The organism is Tsukamurella sp. 8F (genome assembly GCF_029167375.1).
GTDB lineage: Bacteria > Actinomycetota > Actinomycetes > Mycobacteriales > Mycobacteriaceae > Tsukamurella.
On sequence record NZ_JARFTP010000008.1, the window covers coordinates 31,937 to 49,973 of the forward strand.

Sequence of the window (18,037 nt, forward strand, 5' to 3'; positions counted from 1 at the left end):
TGCGGGATCAGTCGGTGCCCATCGACTCCAGAGTCCGGCCCTTGGTCTCGTGCACGAAGCGGAAGACGAAGAAGAGCGAGATCACCGCGAACGCCGTGTACAGGCCGTAGGCGAGGCCGAGCGTCGAGGACAGCTTGGGGAAGGTCACCGTCACGACCCAGTTGGCCGCCCACTGCCCGGCGGCCGCGAGGGACAACGCGGCACCGCGGATGCGGTTCGGGAACATCTCGCCCAGCAGCACCCAGACCACGGGGCCCCAACTGACACCGAAGAAGACCACGTACAGATTGGCGGCGACCAGTGCGATGGGGCCGGAGGCACCGTGCAGGGTGGGGTTGCCGTCGGCTCCGACGTCTGCGGTGCCGAAGCAGATCGCCATCGTCGCGAGGGTGACCGCCATGCCCGCCGAGCCCACCAGCAGCAACGGCTTACGCCCGACCTTGTCCACCAGCATGATCGCGACGACCGTCACCACGACGTTCACGACCGATGTGAACACGCTGATCTGGTTGGACTGCGACTCCTTGAAGCCGACCGCCTGCCACAGCACGTTCGAGTAGTAGAAGATCACGTTGATGCCGACCGCCTGTTGCAGCACCGACAGGATGAGGCCCACCCATACGATCGGATAGATCCCTCCGTTCGGTCGTTTGAGATCCTTCCACGACGGCTTGGTCTCACCGGCCAGTGTCTGCTCGATGCGCGTGATGGTGACTTCGAGGTTCTTCTCGCCGAGCAGCAACGAGAGCACCTTGCGGGCCTCCGGAATGCGGTGGCGGGCAACGAGGAACCGGGGCGACTCGGGGATCGTCGTCGACAGGACGCCGTACACGACGGCCGGGATCGCCATCATGAGGAACATCCAGCGCCATGCCGGCCAGCCCAGCCACAACTCCTCGGCTGCACCGCCGGCGAGGGAGGCGAGCAACCAGTCCACGAGCAGTGACGCGAAGATGCCCAGGACGATCGCGAGTTGCTGCAGCGAACCGAGACGGCCACGGATGCGCGCGGGCGAGGTCTCGGCGATATAGGCGGGCGCGATGACGGAGGCGACGCCCACGCCGAGACCTCCGATCACGCGAAACACCACGAGCGACCAGATGTCCCACGCCGAGGCGGCACCGATGGCGCTGATCAGGAACAGGACCGCCGCGATCTGCATGACCCGGAGGCGGCCGATCCGGTCCGCGACGCGACCCGCGTTCAACGCGCCGACAGCGGCGCCCAGCAGAGCCGACGCGACCGCGAGGCCGAGGCCGTAGCCGGCCACCCCGAACTCACCTTCGATCGCCTTGGTCGCGCCGTTGATGACCGCGCTGTCGTACCCGAACAGGAGGCCGCCCAGCGCCGCGACGGACGCGATGCGGACGACACCGTGCCCCGTGCCCTCGTCCTCACCGAAGACGGAGCCCTCTCCGCCGACGGAAACTCCCTCGCCCATGATTCGAGCCTCTCGACGCTGGTAGGAACGACCTCGCTCAGTACTACAGGACCGTTAGGCCATGCGGGCGCGAATTCACTGCTTCGCAACCGTCTTCGGTGACGACGACTATGTCCTCGATGCGCGCTCCCCACTCACCGCGGAAGTAGATTCCGGGCTCGATCGAGAACGCCATTCCGGGCTCGACCGGATCCGTGTTGCCGGCCACGATATACGGCTCCTCGTGGACCGACAGTCCGATGCCGTGGCCGGTGCGGTGCACGAAGCGGTCCGCGAGCCCGGCGCTCGCCAGGATCTCGCGGCCGGCGGCGTCGATCTGCTCGGCTGTCGCGCCCGGGCGTACCGCGGCGACCGAGGCCGCCTGGGCCCGCTCGAGTACGGCGTAACTCTCGGCGATCGCCGGCGACGGAGCGCCCATCGAATACGTGCGCGTCGAGTCGGAGTTGTAGCCCGACGGCACGGGGCCGCCTATGTCGATCACCACCACGTCGCCGGCCTCGATCACGCGGTCGGATACCTCGTGGTGCGGGTCGGCGCCGTGCGGGCCCGATCCGACGATGACGAATTCTGCTCGCGTGTGCCCCTCTTCGGCGATCGCGGCCGCGATATCGGCGCTCACCTCGCGCTCGGTGCGCCCTACCCGGAGGAATTCGCTCATCCGCGCATGCACGCGGTCGATCGCGGCACCGGCGGCGCGCAGCTCGATGACCTCCGCGGCATCCTTGCGCATCCGCAGTCGCCGCAGCAGGTCGGTCGCGAGCGTCGCTTGCAGCCCCAATCCCTGCGCCAGGGGCAGCAGGTGAAGTGCGGGCATGGCGTCCGCAACGGCCACGGTGGCTCCGGGACCGGGCAGGGCACCGTCGAGGGCGGCTCCGACGAGCGCGTACGGGTCGGCCCCGTCGACCCAGTCCCGGACCTGCACGTCGAGGCCCGCTCCGGGGAGGTCGGGCACCGCGGATGCTTCGACGATCGCCACCTCGAGTCGGGGTACGACGACGGTGACCGCCGCAGGCGTGATCACGAGGGCGGTCAATCGCTCGAACGACTCGCTCCTTATCCCCGTCAGATATGCGAGATCTGCGCCCGGCGTCACGATGAGTGGAGTCCCGGCATCACCGGCGAGGGCGGCAGCACGGCGGAGTCGGTCGGCGTACACGGTCGGCGGGAACAGAGAGCTGGTCATATCCGTGATTGTGTCACGATGGGCGCGTGGCGAATCCCGATGTGCGGCCCCTGATGCTGTTGGACTCCGCGGGCCTGTGGTTCCGTGCCTTCTACGCGATCCCCGATAAGGTGACGACGGATGACGGGCGATCGATCAACGCCGTTCGGGGCTTCCTGGACATGACGGCGCAACTGGTCGCCACCCACCGCCCGGGACGGCTCGTCGCGTGCCTGGATCTGGACTGGCGGCCTGCATTCCGCGTCGAGCTGCTTCCGTCGTACAAGACCCACCGCGTGGCCGAAGAGGCGGGCGATACAGCGGGAGGAATCGCCGAGGAGGTACCGGATGCGCTGTCTCCGCAGGTCGACATGATCCTCGAGGTGTTGGACGCGATCGGTATCGCCACCGGCGGTGCCGAGGGCCTGGAGGCCGACGACGTGCTGGGCACTCTTGCCGGACGCGAGGCGGTGGACCCGGTGGTCCTCGTGTCCGGTGACAGGGATCTGTTGCAGTGCGCCGACGACGGCGCCCCCGGGGTGCGGGTCCTCTACATCGGGCGGGGCATCGCCAAGGCGGAGATGTACACGCCTGCCGACGTCGCCGCGAGGTACGGTCTGCCACCCGAGCGCGCGGGACGCGCATACGCGGAGCTGGCACTGCTGCGCGGCGACCCGTCGGACGGGCTGCCGGGAGTCCCCGGGATCGGCGAGAAGACGGCCTCGAAACTGTTGCTGCAGTACGGATCCCTCGCCGCGGTTCGGGCGGCGGCAGCGCAGTCGCCCTCGCCCCTGCCTGCACGGGTTGCGGCGGCGCTCGTGGCGTCGAGCGATTACCTCGACGCCGCGTGGGACGTGGTGTGGGTACGCCGCGACGCGGAAGTCGTGATGTCCCGGCCCGACGCCCTTCCGGCCGAGCCACGTGATCCGCAGCGCCTCGCGGCGCTCGCGGAGGAACTGCGGATCACGGCCCAGGTGGACCGGCTGCTCGCGGCCCTCCGCTGAGCGACTGCGTCACGCCGCAGGCGCGCCGACCTGGTACGTGCCGTTGGAGTCCTTCACCGTGACCTTGATGGTCTGTTCCTTGCCGCCGATGGTCGCGGCACAGTCGAAGGTGTTGCCCTCCTTGACCTTCACACCGTCGGTGTTGCAGGTGACCTTCGAGACGTCGGAGGCGTTGTACTGCTCCGTGAGAACCTTCTTGACTCCGTCGTTCACCGCGGCGTTGTCGAACTTCTTACCGCCCAGCACTCCGGTCAGGAACAGGACGCCGATCACGATGGCGACGAGGACGACCAGGCCGGCACCGATGCCGCCGAAGAGGAGCCCCTTCTTCTTACCCCCGCCTGCCTGCGGCGCGGCCGTCGCCGACCCGAAGCCGCCGGGCTGGTTGGGGTCGAACTGGCCCGTGCCGAACTGCTGCCCCTGCGGGAACTGTCCCTGCGGCGGGTACTGGTACTGCTGATTCGGATCGAACTGGCCGGGCTGCGGTACGCCCGGCTGACCGCCGAACTGCTGACCGGGGTAGCCGTACTGCTGCTGACCCGGTTGCTGATACTGCTGGCCCGGGTACTGCCCGGGCTGACCTCCCTGGAACTGCTGTCCGGCGTACTGACCGCCCTGGTACTGCTGACCGATCACCGTCTGTTCGCCAGGGTAGGCAGGCCCCTGGCCCTGCTCGGGCTGGCCCTGCTGCTGCCCCTGCTCGGGGGGCTGCCCCTGCTGGGCCTGGTAGTTCGGCCCGATCTGGGTGGGCTCGGCATCGCTCGGGTCGGACTGCTGCCAGCCCTGCTGCTGCCACTGGTTGGGGTCCTGCGGATTGCTCATGGTCTCCTCCACGTCCGGCTCCGGCCCCGGCATCGCCCACTCCCCCGTGCGGCACCTAGGACCCTGCAATCGCCTCGAACATACCCCAATGCGGCACGTCAGCCATGGAAGACGCGGGGGTCACCGGTTCGCGATCGGCGTCGTCGGCATCGGGACGCGCGACACGGCGTTCGTGGAGCCGCTGCTGATGGCCGCGGCATCCCGGATCGCACGCGAGGTGTAGGCCGGCGCTCCCGGCATCGTGTGCGTTGTGCACGCGATGTGCAGTTCCGTGCGCGAATGTCCAACCGCCGTGTGTCCGACCGGGCGCAGACTCGGTGTGACACCGGCTACACCTGGAAACGCACACCTGGATTGGGAGGGTCGATGGAGACCTACGAGAGCCTGCTCGCCGCGATCGTCGCCGAGAACGGCGACGCCAGCACCGATCCCGCGACCGACGAAGTCGTGGGGATCGCGCCGTCGCGGACCCCTGCGGACCTGGACCGTGCCGTCGAGGCTGCGAAGGCGGCGCAGCCGGCGTGGGAGGCGCTCGGACATGACAAGCGCTCGGCGCTCCTCATGGAGGCCGCCGACGCGGTCGAGCGGTCCGCGGACGCGCTCGCCGAGCTCATCTCACGCGAGCAGGGTAAGCCGCTCGACGGGCCGGCGCCGAGCGCGGGCTTCGAGGCGGGCGCTTGCGCGGCATGGCTGCGCGCCACCGCGTCCATCGAGTTGAAGCCCGAGGTCGTGATCGACGACGGCGAGACCTACGCGACAGTCGAGTACAAGCCCGTCGGCGTCGTCGGTGCGATCGGCCCGTGGAATTGGCCCGCCATGATCGCGATCTGGCAGATCGCCCCGTCGCTGCGGATGGGCAACACGGTCGTCGTGAAGCCCAGCGAGTACACCCCGTTGAGTGTGCTCGCGCTGGGCGCGATCCTGGGGCAGGTGCTACCCGAGGGGGTCGTACAGGTCCTGTCCGGTGGCCGCGAGTTGGGCGCGGCCTTCTCGAGCCACCGGGGCTTCGGGAAGATAACGTTCACCGGCTCCACTCCTACGGGGAAGGCGATCGCACGATCCGCGGCGGACAACCTCGCGCGATTGACGCTCGAGCTGGGCGGTAACGACGCCGGCATCGTGCTCCCCGACGTGGATGCTGCCGCGATCGCGCCCGGACTGTTCTGGGGCGCCTTCATCAACACCGGCCAGACCTGCGCCGCCCTCAAGCGGCTGTACGTGCACGAGGATGTGTACGACGCGGTCTGCGATGCGCTCGTCGAGGTGGCGAAGGCCGCCACCGTCGGGCACGGGATCGACGAGGGCGTCCAGCTCGGGCCCCTCACCACCCCGCAACAGTTCGGCATCGTCGACCGCCTCGTGGAGGACGCCAAGGAATCCGGTGCCCGAGTGCTACTCGGCGGCGACCCCGACCGCGACGCCCCCGGCAACTTCTACCCTGCGACTCTGGTGGCCGACATCGACCCCGAGCGGCCGCTTGTGACCGAAGAGCAGTTCGGGCCCGCGCTGCCGATCATCAAGTACCGCGATGTCGACGACGCGGTCGAGCAGGCAAACAGCGTGGGCGTCGGTCTGGGCGGCTCGGTGTGGTCCGCCGATCGCGAGAAGGCCCGCGCCGTCGCGGCCCGAATCCAGACGGGCACCGTCTGGATCAACCAGCACGGCATGGTCAACCCGTTCGTACCCTTCGGCGGGATCAAGAACTCGGGCTACGGCGTCGAGTTCGGCGTCGACGGGCTCAAGGCCGTGGCCGTGCCGCAGGTGATAAACGGCTAGGCCGACGAGCATCGGAGCAGCAGGAGGCGGCGGAGCCCTAGTTCGCGTCTAGCGCGACGACGCCGCGGCGCACAAGACCGACGGCGGTGCCCGCACGCGTGGCGAGACCTGGATCGGATTCGCGGCATACGACATGGATCTGGTCGAGCAGGTCGATGACCTGGCGACACCAACGCACGAAGTCGCCGGCGGACAGCGGTTGCCCGCGCTCCCCGGCCGCGACCAGCGTCGCCGCGAGCGTGCCGCCCGAAGCCCACTGGTACATGGGTCCCACGAAGCCGACGTCCGGCTCTCGGGACACCGCGAGCTTGTGCTGTGTCTCGGCCTCGCGCAGCTCGGCCCACTGATCGGCGATCTCGCGGATCGCATTCCGCACCGCCGATGGCACGCTCTCGCCGGTCAGGATCGCTCCGCCGCGATCGCCGCGGGACTCGAACACCAGCGCAGAGACGACCGCCGCCAGCTCCGCCGGCGACAGCCCGTCCAGCACGCCATCGTCGAGTGACTCGGCGAGCAGCAGATCCGACTCGCTGTACAGGCGCCCGAGCCGGATGCCGGCGGGCGTCGGGACGAGCTCGCCCTGCTCCTCCTCGAGGTACCCGCGCTCCGCGAGCAGGGCGACGATGCGCGCGAACGTCACGGCGAGGGAATTCGTCGTCGCGCGGACGGTAGCCCGCTGCGACTCGGTCTCGCGGTGCAGGCGCGCGTAGCGCTCGGCGAGGCGGTCCAGGCCGGGTGCCTTCTCGGCGCTGTGCGCGGGGTGCTCCCGCAGCCTGGCCTTGAGGTCCGCCAGCTCGCCGTCGGTAGCAGCGGGTCGCTTGGCCCTGGCCCTTTGCCGGGGGGCATCGATGCCGGAGTTGCGGAGCGTCGATGCCAGGTCACGCTTACCGCGCCCGGACCGGAAGTCCGCGCCCTTGCCGATGCGGATGGTTCCCAGAACGTCGACCTCCGACACGAAGTCCGCGGCCGACACCCGTCCGGACCACGCGTGCTCGGTGACGACTACGGGCTTGGGGTCGCGGCTGTCCCGGGCCGGGTCGACGACGACGGCGAGGCCTCGTCGGCGGCCACCCGTCACGGCCACGACGTCGCCCCGGCGTAGACCCGAGAGCGCGTCCTCGGTCACGTCGCGGCGGTCCGCCAGGAAGTCGCGGCGCAGCGTGCGCTCGCGGGCACGTACGGCCTCTCGCAGCTTCGTGTACTCCACGTAGTCGGCGCCGCCGGCTGCGTTCTCGATCTCGCCACGCAACCCAGCGAGCTCGCGCTCGTTGCGTTCGATGCGGCGCGCGGTGCCGACGACGGAACGATCCGCCTGGAACTGCGCGAAGCTCGCCTCGAGCAGGCGCTGCGCGCCCTCGCGGCCGAGCCGCGAGAGCAGGTTGATCGACATGTTGTAACCGGGCGAGAAAGAGCTGATCAGCGGGAAGGTCCGGGCGCCCGCGAGCCCGGCGACCTCCTGCGGTCGTACACCCGGCTGCCACAGCACGACCGCATGGCCCTCGACGTCGATGCCGCGTCGCCCGGCGCGGCCGGTCAGCTGCGTGTACTCGCCCGGGGTGAGCTCGAGATGTGCCTCGCCGTTGAACTTCACCAGTCGCTCCAGCACGACGGTCCGCGCGGGCATGTTGATACCGAGCGCGAGCGTCTCGGTCGCGAAGACGGCACGCACGAGCCCCTTGACGAACAACTCCTCGACTGCGTGCCGGAAGGCGGGCAGCATCCCCGCGTGATGCGCCGCGAAGCCGCGCTCGGCCGCCTCGCGGAAGTCGTGGTAGCCCAACAACTCCAGATCGCCGAGGGCGAATTCCGCGACGTGTCTGTCGATGATCGCGCCGATCTCGTCGGCCTGTTCCCGCGTCGTCAGCGTGACCGGCGAGCGCAGGCACTGCACGAGCGCACCGTCGCAGCCCGCACGCGAGAACACGAAAGTGATCGCCGGCAGCAGTCCCTCCGACTCGAGCAACGCGATCACGTCGGGACGCGGGATCGGCCGGCGGTGTTGCGGCGGCCGACTGCGGCGGCCGCCGCGACCGCGGCCGCGCAGCTCGGACGGATCTATGCCCCGATCGAGGGCCTCGCGCTGCTTGACCTGGCGCACCAGGGCTTCATCGAGCACCGGCGTGCCCCGGCCCCCGCTCGCGGCCAGTGCCTTGACATCGAACAGGTCGTACAGCCGCCGCCCGACCAACATGTGCTGCCACAGCGGGACCGGGCGCTCCTCGTCGACGATGACCGTGGTGTCGCCGCGGACCTCGGTGATCCACGCGCCGAACTCCTCGGCGTTCGACACGGTCGCCGACAGGCTGACCAGCCGGACATTCGTTGGCAGGTGCAGGATCACCTCCTCCCACACTGCGCCTCGAAAGCGGTCGGCGAGGTAATGCACCTCGTCCATGACGACGTGCGAGAGCGCGGCAAGCGCCGGGGAGTCGGCGTAGAGCATGTTGCGCAGGACCTCGGTGGTCATCACGACCACGGGGGCGGACGAGTTGAGTGAGACGTCGCCGGTGAGCAGGCCGACCTTGTCGCGCCCGTAGCGCGCGACCAGTTCGGCATGTTTCTGGTTGGACAGGGCCTTGATCGGGGTGGTGTAGAAGCATTTCGTGCCGCCCGCGAGCGCGAGGTGCACGGCGAACTCGCCGACGACCGTCTTTCCCGCGCCGGTCGGAGCGCACACGAGCACGCCGCGCCCGGCTTCGAGGGCCTCGCACGCCGATACCTGGAACGGATCCAGCCGGAACGTCAGAAGCTGGCGGAACTCGTCGAGCGCGGTCACAGGCTCTGCCCTCCGCATCCCGCTCGCACGCTCACAGGCTCTGCCCTCCGCATCCTGCTCGCATGCTCACAGGATGTCGTCGAAGTCGGTGCTCTTGCGCAGCGGCTCACGCCGGACGGGCGCTGGAGCGCCGACGTGGTGTGAAGCGCTGACCTGACCCGACCCGCCGACCGGCGCAGGTGAGGCCACCGACGACGCAGGCGCGACGGCGCCCGACCCGGTGACCGTGGGCGATGCCTCGTCATCGGGCAACTCGCTCCAGTCCTCGCGGCCTACACCCTTGCGCCGGTCGTGGACACGCGCGATCTGCACTGCGATCTCGAACAGAACGATCAACGCGGCGGCTAGGGCGATCATCGAGAACGGGTCCGACGCCGGGTTCGCGACGGCGGCGAACACCACGAGCGCGAACATGATGCCCCGGCGCCACTTCTTGAGGCGTGAATAGGGCAGGACGCCGACCAGGTTGAGGGCGAGGATGAGCAGCGGCACCTCGAAACTGAAGCCGAAGATGACCAGCAGATTGAGCAGGAACGAGAAGTACTCCTTGCCGGACAGGGCGGTCACCTGGACCTCGCTGCCGACCGACAGCAGGAACGAGAACGCGTGTGCCACCACGAAGTACGCGAGTACTGAGCCCGCGATGAACAGCCCGGCGGCGACGGTGACGAACCAGTACGCATAGCGCCGCTCGTGCTTGTGCAGCCCGGGAACGATGAACGCCCACAGCTGGTAGAACCAGAACGGTGATGCCAGGATCACGCCCGCGGTGATTCCGACCTTGAGGCGCAGCATGAACTGGTCGAACACGCCCGTGGCCAGCAGACGGCATTCGCCGTCGCCGGTCAGGTCGGCGCGCATGTGCGCGGGGAGCGAGCAGTACGGGCCGCGGATCAACTCACCTAGGGACTCGATCGGGCCGACGCGGTGGGTGTACCAGAAGAAGCCGACGAGCGCGCCCAGGAACACGAACAGCAGGGCGAAGATCAGCCGGTGGCGCAGCTCGTAGAGATGCTCGACGATGGTCATCGAGCCGTCGGGGTTGACCTTTCCCCGGCGGCGGCGCGGGTCGAGAGGGATACGCACGGATCGCAGTAGAGGCACAACGGAACGCACCCGCTCAGGCGGGCGCGTTCATGCGTGCGATCAGGCCGACTGGCGGCCGGGGTCGGTGGGGGTCGGCTTCGCGAGTGGATCGACGGTCACGGAGTCGGCGGACTCCGACTTCGCGGCGATCTGCTGCGGCGTCGGGGCCTCGGACTGGCCGTCGTTCTTCATCTCGTTGATCTCCGACTTGAAGATGCGCATGGAGCGACCGAGGCCGCGTGCGGCGTCCGGGAGCTTCTTGGAGCCGAAGATGATCACTGCGACCACCAACACGACGATGATGTGCCACGGCTGAAGTGCGCCCATGATGCCCTTTCAAGAGTGGAACAGCGGACGGTTTCGAGCATACCCGACGGCACCGGAGGGTCGCGCTGCGCGATTCGCCGGCGAGAGCGCCTAGCTGTAGTTGGCGAGCCCGGCCCGTGCGCGTGCCACGACCGCCGCGGCGAGCGGTTCCGGAGCGAGCACGGCGATCTCGCCGCCGAACCCGGTGACGAACCGGGCCATCCACTCCTCGTCGGCATAGCGCATGGTCGCGGTGACGGCGCCGTCCGCGTCGGGCTCGCCGACCACGGTCAGCGGGTGGTATTCGAGCGCCCATGCCGCCCGGTGGCCCAGACGCAACGTCGCGGTCTCGAGCTCCGAGTCCTCGGCGTCGTCGAACAGACTCGCCTGCGACCCCAGGCCCTCGGGCACCGTCGCGGGTTCGTCGAGCGCGGTCGCCGCGTCGATGCGGTCGAGCCGGAACATGCGGATGCCGGCGCTGTCGCGGCACCAGGCGCGCAGGTACGAGCGGCCGTCGAAGGTCTTGATCTCGATCGGGTCGACGGTGCGGTCGCCCGTCGAATCGCGGGACTCCGTGTAATAGCGCAGAGCGAGCGCCCGCCGGTCCTTCACCGCCGCTCGGACCGTCGCCGTGGTAGCGGCCTCTTCTGCCTCATCGGAGGCCTGCACGACCCCGACGACGTCCGGGTCGGCGTCGGCGACGGCCGCTCGGATCTTCTCGATCGCGCGCAGAACGGCGGCGGGGTCTGCCTGGCCGTCCGTCTCGGCCAACATGCCGAGCGAGAAGAGCAGCGAGGACGCCTCGTTGCGCGTCATCTTGAGCGGTCGATCGATCCCCGCCGCGTACGTGACCACCGCGCTCGTGTCGCCCATGTCGACGTCGATCAGGTCACCCGGCATGCCGCCGGGCAGGCCACAGAAGAAGATCGCTTCGAGATCGCGCCGGATCGTCTCGGGTGTGGTGCCCAGGTCCGAGGCCGCCTTCTGGTACGTCGCGCCCGGGTTGGCCACGTAGTACGGCACCAGCGCCAGCCATCGGTTGAGCCGGCTCAGCATCGCTTCCTTGGCCATTCAGGCCTTCCCCGCTCCGGCCGCGCCGGTCAGCCTCACGATCACCGCATCCCGCAACTCCGGCGGCTCGAGCACAACGGCGTCGGGGCCGAGCCCGGCCACCTGCCGGGCGGTGTTCTCGACCGATCCGATCCGTACGGTCACCTCGGTACCCGGCCGGTCGCGGAACTCCGATTCCGCCGACGACGATGCCGCCCGCCGCAATGCGTTCCCGCGGCCGGGAGCCAGCCAGATCCGGGCCTCACCCTCCCCGTCGGTGTATTGGCTCAAGGTGTCGGCGAGCTCGTCGCGCGCGTCGAAGCCCTCGGGGGGTGTCACCGTCGCCGGGTCGTCGAGAACGGATACCGCGCCGATGCGCGAGCCCTTGAAGATCCGCACGCCGTCGCGGACCGCGTCGTGCCCCACGAGGTACCAGGTACCACGCCGGGTGATCACCGCCCACGGGTGCAGCGTGCGGTCCACGAACGGCCGGGTGCGGTCCGGGCGGTGGGCGAACCGTACGACCCGGTGCTCGGTGATGCCGGCCAGGAGGCGACTGAGCGCTGCCTCGGCCCCACTGCCCGCGGCGAGAGGCGTGCTCAGTCCTGCCGCAGCACCGGGGCCGTCGACCTCGATCCCGCTGGCCTTGAGTTTGACCAGCGCCGCCTGGTTCGCCTGCGTGAGCTCGGAGCTGCCCCACATCGCGGCGGCCACTGCGACCGCGGCGGACTCGTCCGGATCCAGGTCGATGGGGTCCATCTCGTACTCGTCCGGACGGATCCGATACCCGTCCTCACCGTTGATGCGCGACGTCTTGCCGATCTCGAGCGGGATGCCCATCTCGCGCAGGTCCTTCTTGTCGCGCTCGAACATCCGGTTGAATGCATCGTCGGACTGGTCCTCGTACCCGTCGACCTTCTCGCGGATCGTCTGCGCCGACACGTACCGCGTCGTCCACTTCAGGTAGATCAGGAGGTTGAACAACCTCGCGATGCGCTGCGTCTTGGCCACGGCACCAGCCTAATTGAGTCAGAGCGACGCGATGAGCCGCTCGACACGCTCGTCGACACTACGAAACGGGTCCTTGCACAGGACCGTGCGCTGCGCCTGGTCGTTCAGCTTGAGATGCACCCAGTCGACGGTGAAGTCCCGGCCGGCCGCCTGTGCCGCTGTGATGAACTCCCCGCGCAGCTTCGCGCGTGTCGTCTGTGGCGGCGTCGAGACGGCGTCGGCGATCGCCTCGTCGGTGGTGACGCGGGCCGCCAGCCCCTTCCGTTGCAGCAGATCGAAGACGCCGCGGCCGCGCTTGATGTCGTGGTACGCCAGATCGAGTTGCGCGATCTTGGGATCGGCGAGATCCATTCCGAACTTCTCCTGGTAGCGCTGGAACAACTTGCGCTTGATGACCCAGTCGACCTCGGTGTCGACCTCGCTGAAGTCCTGCGTCTCGACGGCGTCCAGCACGCGACCCCACAGGTCGACGACGCGTTCGATCTGCTCGTTCGGCTCGCGCGTGGCGAGGTACTCGACGGCGCGGTCGTGGTACTCGCGCTGGATGTCCAGGGCCCCCGCCGTGCGCCCGCCCGCGAGGCGCACGGCGTGCTTACCGGTGACGTCGTGGCTCACCTCACGGATGGCTCGAATCGGGTTGTCGAGTGCGAAATCCCGGAACTGTACGCCCGCCTCGATCATCTCCAGGACGAGTGCGGCACTGCCGACCTTGAGCATCGTGGTGGTCTCGGCCATGTTGGAGTCGCCGACGATGACGTGCAGACGACGGTACTTCTCGGCGTCGGCGTGCGGCTCGTCGCGCGTGTTGATGATCGGCCGGCTGCGGGTGGTGGCGGACGAGACGCCCTCCCAGATGTGCTCGGCGCGCTGGCTCAGGCAGAATGTCGCGGTCTTGGGGGTGTGCAGCACCTTGCCCGCGCCGCAGATCAGCTGGCGGGTGACGAGGAAGGGCAGGAGCACGTCCGCGATGCGGGAGAACTCGCCGACGCGGCCTACGAGGTAGTTCTCGTGGCAGCCGTACGAGTTGCCGGCCGAGTCGGTGTTGTTCTTGAACAGGTAGATGTCGCCGCCGATGCCCTCGTCGGTGAGACGCTTCTCGGCATCGAGGAGCAGGTCCTCGAGGACGCGTTCGCCTGCGCGATCATGCGTGACGAGTTGGAGCAGCGAGTCGCATTCGGCGGTTGCGTACTCGGGGTGGCTGCCGACGTCGAGGTACAGCCGGGCGCCGTTCTGGAGGAACACGTTGGACGAGCGTCCCCACGAGACGACACGCCGGAACAGGTACCGGGCGATCTCGTCCGGGCTCAGGCGTCGGTGTCCGTGGAACGTGCACGTGACACCGAACTCGGTCTCGATTCCCATGATTCGCCGCTGCACCCCTCGAACATACCGCGCGGGTCTACGGCCCACTGCGCAGCGTTGTGCGAGAGCGCCGCGGCGCAGTCAGGGCAGCAGGTCCGCGACCTCCGCGGGCCTCAGGCGCTTGAAGGTGCGGCGTGGCCGACGCCGATCCAGCAGCGCCACCTCGAGTTCCAGCTCGGTGAACGCCTTGGCTTCGCCGTTCGGCGACGTGGAGTTCCCCGAGGCGGGTGGCGGCGCGCCGAGCGCCTTCACGGCCAGCCGGAAGGCGGTCTGGAGATCCTGGTCCTCGACGTACTCCTCGGACATGACGGCAGCGACCGGCTCGGTCTGCCCGCCCATCACGAGGTACCGCTTCTCATCCGCGATCGATCCGTCGTAACCGATGCGGAAGAGCTGAGCCGGTAGCTGGGACTCCGGCGGCGGGACCTCGGCCACGCACAGCTCCACCTCGTACGGCTTCGGCTGCTCCGTGAACACCATGCCCAGCGTGGACGCATACGCGTTCGCGAGCGAACGCCCCGTGACATCGGCACGGTCGTACTGGTAGCCGCGCGTATCCGCGTGCTGGATCCCCGCACGGCGCAGCGACTCGAACTCGTTGTACTTGCCCACTGCGGCGAAACCGATGCGATCGTAGATCTCCGAGACCTTGTTGAGGGTCGCAGACGAGTTGTCCGCGACGAACAGCACACCGTCCGCGAACTTCTGAACCACGACGCTGCGGCCGCGTGCGATCCCCTTGCGCGCCAGCTCCGAGCGGTCGCGCATGATCTGCTCGGCCGACGCGTAGTACGGCATCGACATGCTCATCGGTTCTCCTCACCGCGCCGTGCTGCGACGACGCGCTCGGTCGCGGCCTCGACCTCCAGCTCGGGAACGTCCTCGGCGCCGTCCGCGGTGATGCGGACCGCCGTCGGGTACAGCCCCCGAATGACGTCCGGGCCACCGGTTGCGGTGTCGTCGTCAGCGGCGTCGAACAGGGCCTCGGCCGCTGCCTCAAGGGCACGGCCGCCGTCCAGGCCGGCGCGGTACAGCTTCTTGAGCGACGACTTGGCATAGGCGGAGCCCGAGCCGATGGCGTGGTACTGCCGCTCGTCGTGCCAATCCCCGGTGGGGTCGTAACTGACGATGCGGCCCGCATCCGCCGAGAGGTCGAAGCCCACCAGCAGCGGCAGCGCGACGAGACCCTGCATAGCGGCTGGGAAGTTGCCGCGGACCATCCCGCCGAGGCGATTCGCCTTGCCGCCGAACGTCAGCGGCACGCCCTCGATCTTCTCGTAGTGCTCGAGCTCCACCGTGAAGAGCTTGACGATCTGCTTGGCGATACCCGCCGTGCCTGCGATGCCGACCGCCGTGTGATCGTCGGTGATGTAGGTCTTGCGGATGTCGCGCTGCGCGATGAGATTACCCATCGTCGCGCGGCGGTCGCCTGCCAGCAGCACGCCACCGTCGAAGGCGAGCGCGACGATGGTCGTGCCGTGCGGTAGGTGCTCCGTGGGGGCGATCGGGGCACCCGGGAGAGACTCAGGCGACGTCCGCGCCAGATGCTCGGCGAACGATGATCCCACGCCCCGCAGCGGCCCCGTCACTGCCCGCCCTTCTGCACATACGCGCGCACGAAGTCCTCGGCGTTCTCCTCGAGGACGTCGTCGATCTCGTCCAGCAGGTCGTCGGTGTCGTCGGTGGCCTTCTCGAGACGCTCCTGCCCGGCACCTCCCGACGGCGCCGCGACATCGTCGTCCTCGTCGCCGCCACCACCGCGCTTGGTCTGTTCCTGAGCCATAACCGTCTCCTTCACCGCAAACCAATCTCCCCATCGACCCTACCGGGCGCGACGGCCGACACGCTGCGACACGACGTCAGTGCACCTGGCGCGCATACACTGCGGGCGTGGACCCCTACCTCCCGAACCACCCCCAGGAACCCGTCCTGGTGACGATCGGCGACATCCACGTCACCGCAACGCAGGTCATCACGCCGGTCGGTGCGTTCCCCCTGGAGGGCAGCCGTTGGGTCGCCGTCGACCAGGTGGGCGTCGAGCGCAGGATCCCGAGCTGGGCGGTCATCGCCACGGTGGTCGGGTTCTTCTTCGTCGCTTGCGTCTCGCTGCTCTTCCTCCTGGTCAAGGAGCAGCGGACGGTCGTCTACAGCACGCAGGTCACAGTCGTCGGCCCGCAGGGGCAGACCTATACGACGACGGTGCCCGTCGGTTCCCCGGCCGCGGCGGCCGATATAGCCGGGCGCCTCTCCTACGTCCGCGCGCTGGGCTCGGCCTGACCGCGGGTTCCGACCGGGGACAGCACGCAGACCGGTATGGGCCGGCGGGTCATCGTCTGGTACTGGGAATAGCGGCCGCGGTTGGCCCGATCGGCCAGTTCGAAGAGGCGGGCGTAACCGTCGTCGCCTGGTACGAGGGTGGTCACCCGAGCACGCATACGACGTGTGCCCACTCGCAGCCCGACCTCGCCCGCCGCACGGATGTTGTGGTACCAGGCCGGGTTACGCGGCGCTCCACCCGCGGACGCGACGACGACGTAGTCGTCGCCGTCGCTCGCGTATGTGAGCACGGTGCTGCGCGGCTCCCCCGACTTCGCGCCGACCGTCTCGACGATCAGGTTCGGTACGCCCAGCAACCTGTGCCCGACTCGCCCACCGGACCCGATGTAGATGCGTCCGTGGAGATGCAGTACCTCCGTGAACGCCTTGCGGTACGCCCGTGCCAGCTTCTTCTCGATGTCCATGGTCAGCCCTTCAGGGAATCGACGAGGTCACGTGCCGATGCGGAGTCGTCGAGCAGGCGCTCGACATGGTCGCGGGTACCGCGGAGCGGCTCCATCGTGGGGATGCGGACGAGCGAGTCCGCACCGATGTCGAAGATGACGGAGTCCCAGCTCGCGGCGGCGATGTCGGCGCCGAATCGCCGCATACATTCGCCCCGGAAGTATGCGCGAGTCGACTCGGGCGGGCTCGTGATCGCATCCAGCACCTGCTGCTCCGTCACCAAGCGTTTCATCGAGCCTCGGGCGACGAGACGGTTGTACAGCCCCTTGTCCAGGCGGACGTCCGAGTACTGCAGGTCGACGAGTGCGAGTTTCGGTGCGGCCCAGCCCAGGCCCTCACGCTGCCGGAGCCCCTCGAGCACCCGGAGCTTGGCCGGCCAGTCGAGCGTGTCCGACAGCCCCATGGGGTCGTCCGCGAGCCGATCGAGGACGCTCACCCAGGTCGCGTGGACGTGCAGCGCGCGCTCATCGTCCGATCCCGCCAGCAGCTTGCCGACCCGCTCGGCGTAGATGCGCTGGATGTCGATCGCCGTCATCCGGCGGCCGTCGCGAAGCGGTACGAGTTGCTTCAGCGAGACGTCGTGCGAGACGTCGTGCACCGATGTGACGGCATGCTCCAGCTCGAGGTCGGAGAGGTCAACACCGGCCTCTATGAGATCGAGTACCAGGGCCGTGGTGCCCACCTTGAGATACGTGGCCGTCTCCGCGAGGTTCGCGTCCCCGATTATCACGTGCAGGCGCCGGTACTTGTCGGGATCCGCATGCGGTTCGTCGCGAGTGTTGATGATGCCGCGCTTGAGCGTCGTCTCCAAGCCGACCTCGACCTCGATGTAGTCGGCGCGCTGGGACAGCTGGAACCCGGCGTCGTCACCGGACTGCCCCAACCCGACACGCCCGCTACCGCAGAACACCTGACGCGTCACGAAGAAGGGCGTGAGCCCGGTGACGATCGACGGGAACGACGTGTCGCGGCGCATCAGATAGTTCTCGTGTGTGCCGTATGACGCGCCCTTGCCGTCGATGTTGTTCTTGTACAGCTGCAACTGCGGGACGCCCGGCACGGACGCCGCGTGTCGTGCGGCCGCCTCCATGACCCGCTCCCCCGACTTGTCCCAGATGACCGCGTCCATCGGGTCGGTCACCTCGGGCGCCGAGTACTCGGGGTGCGCGTGGTCCACGTACAGCCGCGCGCCGTTCGTGAGGATCATGTTCGCGGCGCCGATCTCGTCCGCGTCGACGATGGGCGCCGGTCCGTTGTTGCGCCCCAGATCGAATCCGCGGGCGTCGCGCAGCGGCGACTCGACCTCGTAGTCCCAGCGGGTGCGCTTGGCCCTCGGGACTCCGGCGGCCGCCGCGTACGCGAGGACCGCCTGGGTCGACGTCAGGATCGGGTTGGCGGACGGGTCCCGCGGCGCGGATATTCCGTACTCCACCTCGGTGCCGATGATGCGCTGCATACCG

18 protein-coding genes are annotated in these 18,037 nt (G+C 68.9%); 4 read left to right on the forward strand and 14 right to left on the reverse strand.

Going from position 1 to position 18,037, the window contains the following annotated elements; translation table 11 throughout:
- Nucleotides 1-7: 7 nt before the first annotated feature.
- Together P0W64_RS08420 and P0W64_RS08425 are read right to left on the reverse strand one after the other, a co-directional pair.
- Nucleotides 8-1,441, reverse strand: a complete 1,434-nt coding sequence (locus P0W64_RS08420) for a sugar porter family MFS transporter (RefSeq protein ID WP_275479636.1) — start codon at nt 1,439-1,441, stop codon at nt 8-10.
- Between the two features lie 43 nt (nt 1,442-1,484).
- Entirely contained in the window at nt 1,485-2,624 is a 1,140-nt protein-coding gene (locus tag P0W64_RS08425; RefSeq protein ID WP_275479637.1) for a Xaa-Pro peptidase family protein, read from the reverse strand.
- A gap of 53 nt (nt 2,625-2,677) precedes the next feature.
- Between P0W64_RS08425 and P0W64_RS08430 the strand changes: the two genes are divergently transcribed.
- Nucleotides 2,678-3,607, forward strand: a complete 930-nt coding sequence (locus P0W64_RS08430) for a 5'-3' exonuclease H3TH domain-containing protein (RefSeq protein WP_275479749.1) — start codon at nt 2,678-2,680, stop codon at nt 3,605-3,607.
- A gap of 9 nt (nt 3,608-3,616) precedes the next feature.
- Here P0W64_RS08430 and P0W64_RS08435 read toward each other — a convergent pair whose 3' ends face one another.
- Nucleotides 3,617-4,429, reverse strand: a complete 813-nt coding sequence (locus P0W64_RS08435) for a DUF4333 domain-containing protein (RefSeq protein ID WP_275479638.1) — start codon at nt 4,427-4,429, stop codon at nt 3,617-3,619.
- Nucleotides 4,430-4,517: 88 nt separating this feature from the next.
- On the opposite strand from P0W64_RS08435, the gene P0W64_RS08440 reads away from it, so the two are divergent.
- Nucleotides 4,518-4,652 carry a hypothetical protein gene (locus tag P0W64_RS08440; RefSeq protein WP_275479639.1) on the forward strand — a complete coding sequence of 45 codons (135 nt, stop codon included), beginning with the start codon at nt 4,518-4,520 and terminating at the stop codon, nt 4,650-4,652.
- 143 nt (nt 4,653-4,795) lie between these two features.
- A complete protein-coding gene (locus tag P0W64_RS08445) occupies nt 4,796-6,205 on the forward strand; it encodes an aldehyde dehydrogenase family protein (RefSeq protein ID WP_275479640.1) in 1,410 nt (469 codons plus the stop codon).
- 37 nt (nt 6,206-6,242) lie between these two features.
- Here the strand turns inward: P0W64_RS08445 and P0W64_RS08450 are convergent, their stop codons facing one another.
- The 9 genes from P0W64_RS08450 to P0W64_RS08490 all read right to left on the reverse strand — a co-directional run bounded on the left by P0W64_RS08450 (nt 6,243) and on the right by P0W64_RS08490 (nt 15,579).
- Nucleotides 6,243-8,981 (reverse strand): DEAD/DEAH box helicase, encoded by a 2,739-nt coding sequence (locus tag P0W64_RS08450; protein WP_275479641.1) that lies wholly within the window; start codon nt 8,979-8,981, stop codon nt 6,243-6,245.
- Between the two features lie 66 nt (nt 8,982-9,047).
- Nucleotides 9,048-10,067 carry a twin-arginine translocase subunit TatC gene (gene tatC, locus P0W64_RS08455; RefSeq protein WP_275479642.1) on the reverse strand — a complete coding sequence of 340 codons (1,020 nt, stop codon included), beginning with the start codon at nt 10,065-10,067 and terminating at the stop codon, nt 9,048-9,050.
- Nucleotides 10,068-10,127: 60 nt separating this feature from the next.
- Nucleotides 10,128-10,394 carry a Sec-independent protein translocase subunit TatA gene (tatA, locus tag P0W64_RS08460; protein ID WP_275479643.1) on the reverse strand — a complete coding sequence of 89 codons (267 nt, stop codon included), beginning with the start codon at nt 10,392-10,394 and terminating at the stop codon, nt 10,128-10,130.
- 90 nt (nt 10,395-10,484) lie between these two features.
- On the reverse strand, nt 10,485-11,444 hold the full coding sequence (locus P0W64_RS08465) for a WYL domain-containing protein (RefSeq protein WP_275479644.1): 960 nt from the start codon (nt 11,442-11,444) through the stop codon (nt 10,485-10,487).
- Nucleotides 11,445-12,434 carry a WYL domain-containing protein gene (locus P0W64_RS08470; protein ID WP_275479645.1) on the reverse strand — a complete coding sequence of 330 codons (990 nt, stop codon included), beginning with the start codon at nt 12,432-12,434 and terminating at the stop codon, nt 11,445-11,447. It abuts the gene before it with no gap.
- An 18-nt stretch (nt 12,435-12,452) separates the two neighbouring features.
- The gene (gene pafA / locus P0W64_RS08475; RefSeq protein ID WP_275479646.1) at nt 12,453-13,811 is read right to left on the reverse strand and encodes a Pup--protein ligase; all 1,359 of its coding nucleotides are present in this window, start codon (nt 13,809-13,811) and stop codon (nt 12,453-12,455) included.
- A 66-nt stretch (nt 13,812-13,877) separates the two neighbouring features.
- Nucleotides 13,878-14,600, reverse strand: a complete 723-nt coding sequence (gene prcA / locus P0W64_RS08480) for a proteasome subunit alpha (RefSeq protein ID WP_275479750.1) — start codon at nt 14,598-14,600, stop codon at nt 13,878-13,880.
- A gap of 2 nt (nt 14,601-14,602) precedes the next feature.
- Nucleotides 14,603-15,385, reverse strand: a complete 783-nt coding sequence (prcB, locus tag P0W64_RS08485) for a proteasome subunit beta (protein WP_275479647.1) — start codon at nt 15,383-15,385, stop codon at nt 14,603-14,605.
- On the reverse strand, nt 15,382-15,579 hold the full coding sequence (locus tag P0W64_RS08490; RefSeq protein ID WP_275479648.1) for a ubiquitin-like protein Pup: 198 nt from the start codon (nt 15,577-15,579) through the stop codon (nt 15,382-15,384). The genes prcB and P0W64_RS08490 overlap by 4 nt, the downstream gene beginning before the upstream one ends.
- Nucleotides 15,580-15,686: 107 nt before the next feature.
- Here P0W64_RS08490 and P0W64_RS08495 point away from each other — a divergent pair, with 107 nt between their 5' ends.
- Nucleotides 15,687-16,073: a hypothetical protein gene (locus tag P0W64_RS08495; protein WP_275479649.1), complete on the forward strand. Its 387-nt coding sequence runs from the start codon at nt 15,687-15,689 to the stop codon at nt 16,071-16,073.
- Here P0W64_RS08495 and P0W64_RS08500 read toward each other — a convergent pair.
- Nucleotides 16,046-16,537 carry a nitroreductase family deazaflavin-dependent oxidoreductase gene (locus P0W64_RS08500; RefSeq protein ID WP_275479650.1) on the reverse strand — a complete coding sequence of 164 codons (492 nt, stop codon included), beginning with the start codon at nt 16,535-16,537 and terminating at the stop codon, nt 16,046-16,048. The genes P0W64_RS08495 and P0W64_RS08500 overlap by 28 nt on opposite strands.
- A 2-nt stretch (nt 16,538-16,539) precedes the next feature.
- The gene (gene dop, locus P0W64_RS08505) at nt 16,540-18,033 is read right to left on the reverse strand and encodes a depupylase/deamidase Dop (protein ID WP_275479651.1); all 1,494 of its coding nucleotides are present in this window, start codon (nt 18,031-18,033) and stop codon (nt 16,540-16,542) included.
- Between the last annotated feature and the right edge of the window lie 4 nt (nt 18,034-18,037).

Bases quoted from the DNA above. Each gene is read 5' to 3' on its own strand.
- P0W64_RS08420 (WP_275479636.1), bottom strand. From the start codon at position 1,441: ATGGGCGAGGGAGTTTCCGTCGGCGGAGAGGGCTCCGTCTTCGGTGAG.
- P0W64_RS08425 (WP_275479637.1), bottom strand. From the start codon at position 2,624: ATGACCAGCTCTCTGTTCCCGCCGACCGTGTACGCCGACCGACTCCGC.
- dop (WP_275479651.1), bottom strand. From the start codon at position 18,033: ATGCAGCGCATCATCGGCACCGAGGTGGAGTACGGAATATCCGCGCCG.
- prcA (WP_275479750.1), bottom strand. From the start codon at position 14,600: ATGTCGATGCCGTACTACGCGTCGGCCGAGCAGATCATGCGCGACCGC.
- P0W64_RS08445 (WP_275479640.1), top strand. From the start codon at position 4,796: ATGGAGACCTACGAGAGCCTGCTCGCCGCGATCGTCGCCGAGAACGGC.
- P0W64_RS08430 (WP_275479749.1), top strand. From the start codon at position 2,678: ATGCTGTTGGACTCCGCGGGCCTGTGGTTCCGTGCCTTCTACGCGATC.
- P0W64_RS08440 (WP_275479639.1), top strand. From the start codon at position 4,518: ATGCGGCACGTCAGCCATGGAAGACGCGGGGGTCACCGGTTCGCGATC.
- P0W64_RS08500 (WP_275479650.1), bottom strand. From the start codon at position 16,537: ATGGACATCGAGAAGAAGCTGGCACGGGCGTACCGCAAGGCGTTCACG.
- P0W64_RS08490 (WP_275479648.1), bottom strand. From the start codon at position 15,579: ATGGCTCAGGAACAGACCAAGCGCGGTGGTGGCGGCGACGAGGACGAC.
- P0W64_RS08465 (WP_275479644.1), bottom strand. From the start codon at position 11,444: ATGGCCAAGGAAGCGATGCTGAGCCGGCTCAACCGATGGCTGGCGCTG.
- tatA (WP_275479643.1), bottom strand. From the start codon at position 10,394: ATGGGCGCACTTCAGCCGTGGCACATCATCGTCGTGTTGGTGGTCGCA.
- P0W64_RS08435 (WP_275479638.1), bottom strand. From the start codon at position 4,429: ATGAGCAATCCGCAGGACCCCAACCAGTGGCAGCAGCAGGGCTGGCAG.